Source organism: Olivibacter sp. 47 (assembly GCF_030372825.1).
In the GTDB taxonomy this organism is placed as follows: domain Bacteria; phylum Bacteroidota; class Bacteroidia; order Sphingobacteriales; family Sphingobacteriaceae; genus Olivibacter; species Olivibacter oleidegradans.
In genome coordinates, this window is sequence record NZ_JAUCNR010000003.1 from 1 (window position 1) to 4,247 (window position 4,247).

Here is a 4,247-nt window from a genome sequence, read left to right on the forward strand (position 1 = left end):
GGCAAGGTTCTATGATCCGGTGATAGGGCGTTTCGGGACGATAGACAGGTTTTCCGAGAAATATTATGATATGACGCCATATCAGTACGGAGCTCTCAACCCCATTAAATATATTGATGTCAATGGCGATTCTCTTCTTATAAGTCATAAAGGCCAAGATTATTTGTATCAAAGTGGTAAGCTATATCAAAACGGTTCAGAATATACCGGAAAGGTCAAAGGCTTTTTAAAGCAAACCGTAAATGCTTTAGGTAAAATTAGTGCAGGAAAAGAAGGCTCTGCGATGATTTCTGAACTTGAAGGTTCTAAGAATAATTTCACTATAGTAAAAAGTTCGTCTAACTCTTTTGTTCCGGATAACACTCCAGCTTCGTTTGCCAACATACCGGAAATACAGGCTGCTTCAGGAAATAGCACGAGTTCTTTAGGTTCGGGAGGCACTATAAATTTTAATCCGAGTTCAGGTACCAGTGGGCTCAATACTGCAAGTAATATAAATCGGCCTTCTTATATTGGTTTAGCTCACGAAATGTTTCATGGGAGGGATTCAAATCAAGGTGTATTGTATTACGGCCAAAACTATACCGGTGCCACGACAGGGATTACTTATCAGAGTACTTATCAGGGATTGCTCAAAGCTGAATGGCGCGCTGTTTATTACGAGAATACGGTGCGTGGCCAATCCGGTTTACCTTTGAGGACGCATTACGGAATTCAGCAGACCCCTAACGGGCCTCTGCCAACAGGTCCAAGATTATTGGATGTGAATAATAAACCAATTAACTACCAAGTTCGCTAAATATGAAACTATTGTTGTTAAATATATTGACCTTCGTGTTTACTGTTAATATACAACCCTCTTGCTTAATAAAGGGTAAAGGGTTCAAAGGATATGTGTTCGATAAAGAGCATTTTGTTCTAATGAACATTGATGACCAATCTAAGAGGTATACTCCTAATAAACAAGATGTTTTCTTGGTGGAGAGCCTAATAAAAGATCGTTTAAAGAGTATGAATGTTTCTTTAGAAAACCAAGGTGGTGAATGTCCGGTAATACACAAAAACCTTAAAAAGTATGTTAGACAATATGTTGGCTTTGTCACTAAGAACGGGGAAAGGGTTGTTTGGATAAACTTTATATGGAAACAAGTATGAATGATGAAGAGCGATTGCCGAAAGATATAGTAACGCCTCTGGATGGATGTAGTCACTATTGGAACATAAAAGTCAATCTTGATAAAGGGGAGGTGTTTGACTTAATCATTAATGGTTCTGCGTAAGATCGTATGGATGTAAAAATCTAAACAACCAAAAAGGCTCAGCATTGTACAGTAATAGCTTATGAGTTCGATGGAAAGAACATTATTGCAAAACAGAAAAATAATCCAGAGTGTGATGACCTTTTGATAAAACAAAATGTACAAAAATATAGCCTCGGCAACCGTCGGGGCTTTTTTTATTGCGCATAGGCCTTTCTTGCCTTAAAATCCCTGATCAAAGCATCAACGACGAGGAACACCTGTTTCCTGTCCTCTTCGGGCATGACGGAGATCTCCCTGATCCTGCCAAGAGTTGCGCTGTCGAGTTCGGTATCGGTGTTACCGGAAAGGTAATCCAGTGACACACTTAGCGCATCGGCCAGCTTGGAGGCCACTTCCACCGAAGGCGTCACCTCGTCACGTTCGTAGTGTCCTACGGATATCGCTTGAAGTGTTTATCTTCTAAGATCACTCTGTGAGAGCTTCTTTGCCTTTCTCAATGCGGTGAGCCGTTGTTCAAAAGTCATATCTACCAGTCGTTAATGCTATATTATATAGAATTAATGCGAAATAAAGCTTAGATGAATTCGTCTCAAAGGTAATGCGTTAGATGCGCTTCACCTTAAAGGTTACGCAGTTATCCAACTGTTTCCATTGTACCAAAAATGTTTATCGGAAAAGATTTCATCCCCAACTTCGAAAGTCCCGATCGTTGGTACAGCGTTGATGTATCCTTTTGTCGGTGAGCTATCTCTATGGATACTCCCATCCGGGCTAATAAAACATAAGTCACGTAATTCTAACCAGCTTCCAGCTCCAGTCCCGACCGCAGAGTTGCTCGGCGACAAAAATAGGTCCCTACCAATATCATCCCTTCTGATTATAAAGGTTGTGGTATGCCAGTTTTCATCTTTTATTAAAGAAATTTGAGGAAAATTATGGGCTTGTATATTAACGACCGGATTCGAACCTTGGATAGAAGCGGAAGCTCTGTAAGTGAACTTGAATAACAAAAAGTCCGCGTTAAATCCGGTAATCGTTTTTCTTATACTTTTATAACCGCTACCGTCGGTAGAAATACGAAAAGAACCTTGTATTAAATCGATAGTGATTCCATAATCTACTTTAAAACCACTTAGCACCCCGGTGTTACTATTTGTTGCGCTTTCCTTTTGAATAAATTTAAGTGATAGCCCCCTTGTTAAGTTCTCAGGTAGTTCATTTACCGAGTTCTTTAAACTCAGATAATTACCGCTCGAATCGTTTTGGGTTTCATTATCATTTCTTAAGATATTTCTGAACTGCGAGGCTGTATCTATGTGAACGATATTGTCAGAAGCAGCGGTGATCCTAATCAAATCTCCTTGGTGCTTTCCATTTTCCAAGTGACCGACCAGATCGATAATTTTAGCCTGTAGGTTATTCGCTTTGCAAGCCCACAGCCTAAAACATGCCAGATAAGAACTTAGAGCTGGTGGTATTGTACCATTATCTGGCCGAACGTTTTTGATTTCCAGGAATTCAAAACAATTATGATTACTTTCTTGAATACAATTTAGTGCAAAATAATCGTCATTAGGGTTATAAGAGGCTGAGTTGTTAATCCCTGTACCGTCTATTAGATCACACTTTAGAATATTGTGAGACGAATTATATGTTCGTGCGGCGGGGTAGGGAGAATCCATGTACGGAGACGCTGGATAAAGCGGATTATGTGGTACCCATGTATTAAAGTCAACCGCATTTGCTCCAACATTTAAAATATTTCGAACATGAATCTTATTAAAACTTGCCCCTTCAAGTTGGACACCCACTCCAAGCATTTCCCGGTTAGTATTGGAAATGGTTTCGATATTTATAGTATTAAATCGGGCATTGCACATAATATAAATGCCATGTCGTTTAGTCTTATTTATTACGCCGACATCTAGGATTCCGTTACTTGAACCGTTAAGAACAATGCCGTCAATAAGAGCATAGTTGCTTCCACCATCGTTCCCCGTACCTTCAAAGTTTGGTTTTCCTAGCAGTTTAAACGGACTGGAGGCTCCAAAAGTTGTTTGTATAAAACACAACTTATGAAGCTTATTTCCAGCCTTGAATGTACAGCCGTTACAGTTCAATATAATCGGTATATTTGGTATACGTATGATGGGAGAAGCGCTTTCATACGGAAGTGGAGTTTCAACACTATTTAAATAATAGGTTGCTAACGGAAAATCGAGTATTCCACCGCCAACTTTTCTAAGGTAATTTATTGATGAACGGATAAAAGGAGCGTCGTCATGTAAGCCATCTCCTTTAGCTCCAAACCACCGTATGTTTATGGTCGAGTCAATGAGTAACCTTTTCCATCTTCCAGTCACTATGCCACTTACTTGAAAAATGGTGCCGCCGTCGTCCGGCTCTGTACTTGAAGGGTCCCAAAAGAACCCCCCGCCACCACCATCCGCCTTAGTATGGTAACCTAATACGTGGCAAAAGCTCAGGGAGCCAGACCGGCCGTAGTCTTTAATGCAGAAATAGATGAAATAACCATTCAATTATCAGTTTAATAGAAATGAAGTATATTGCCCAATAACTTTAGAGCTGTTTATAATATGGTACTTTAACGTTTACATGTATTTTATAAGTTCTATAAAGATAAGAGTAAATGGCAAATTTTCGAAGTACTCTTTAAGAGCAAGGCCATTGACTTCATAAAGACGGAAGAAGGTCGGATATACAACAGCAACGGCACCTATGTGTACGAATATACGCTGACGGACCACTTGGGCAGCGAAGGGAGATCCGGCACGATGACTAGTACCACTTCGGGCTCACTTTCACCAGTTATGTATCGGGCGTAAAAAATAACTATCTTTACAATGGGCAGGAAACCATTTTACGGTTCATGAGGACGAATGAAAGAGTAATCACTACCGAATAATTACAGGATGGGCTGGGGCAGTACGACTACGGCGCAAGGTTCTATGACCCGGTGATCGG

General features: G+C 40.2%; 4 protein-coding genes. 2 read left to right on the forward strand and 2 right to left on the reverse strand.

Going from position 1 to position 4,247, the window contains the following annotated elements:
• Window positions 1-799: M91 family zinc metallopeptidase (locus tag QT327_RS27965; RefSeq protein ID WP_289554472.1), on the forward strand; the 799-nt coding region annotated here is incomplete at its 5' end.
• Window positions 800-1,139: 340 nt separating this feature from the next.
• Complete coding sequence (locus tag QT327_RS27970) at window positions 1,140-1,280, forward strand: hypothetical protein (protein ID WP_289554474.1); 141 nt, start codon at window positions 1,140-1,142, stop codon at window positions 1,278-1,280.
• A 176-nt stretch (window positions 1,281-1,456) separates the two neighbouring features.
• Here QT327_RS27970 and QT327_RS27975 read toward each other — a convergent pair whose 3' ends face one another.
• Entirely contained in the window at window positions 1,457-1,702 is a 246-nt protein-coding gene (locus tag QT327_RS27975; RefSeq protein WP_289554477.1) for a helix-turn-helix domain-containing protein, read from the reverse strand.
• A gap of 186 nt (window positions 1,703-1,888) precedes the next feature.
• A complete protein-coding gene (locus QT327_RS27980; RefSeq protein WP_289554476.1) occupies window positions 1,889-3,802 on the reverse strand; it encodes a putative phage tail protein in 1,914 nt (637 codons plus the stop codon).
• Window positions 3,803-4,247: the final 445 nt, after the last annotated feature.

What these genes read in the sequence shown, in the direction of transcription:
- QT327_RS27970 (WP_289554474.1), top strand. Translation starts at nt 1,140, where the DNA reads ATGGAAACAAGTATGAATGATGAAGAGCGATTGCCGAAAGATATAGTA.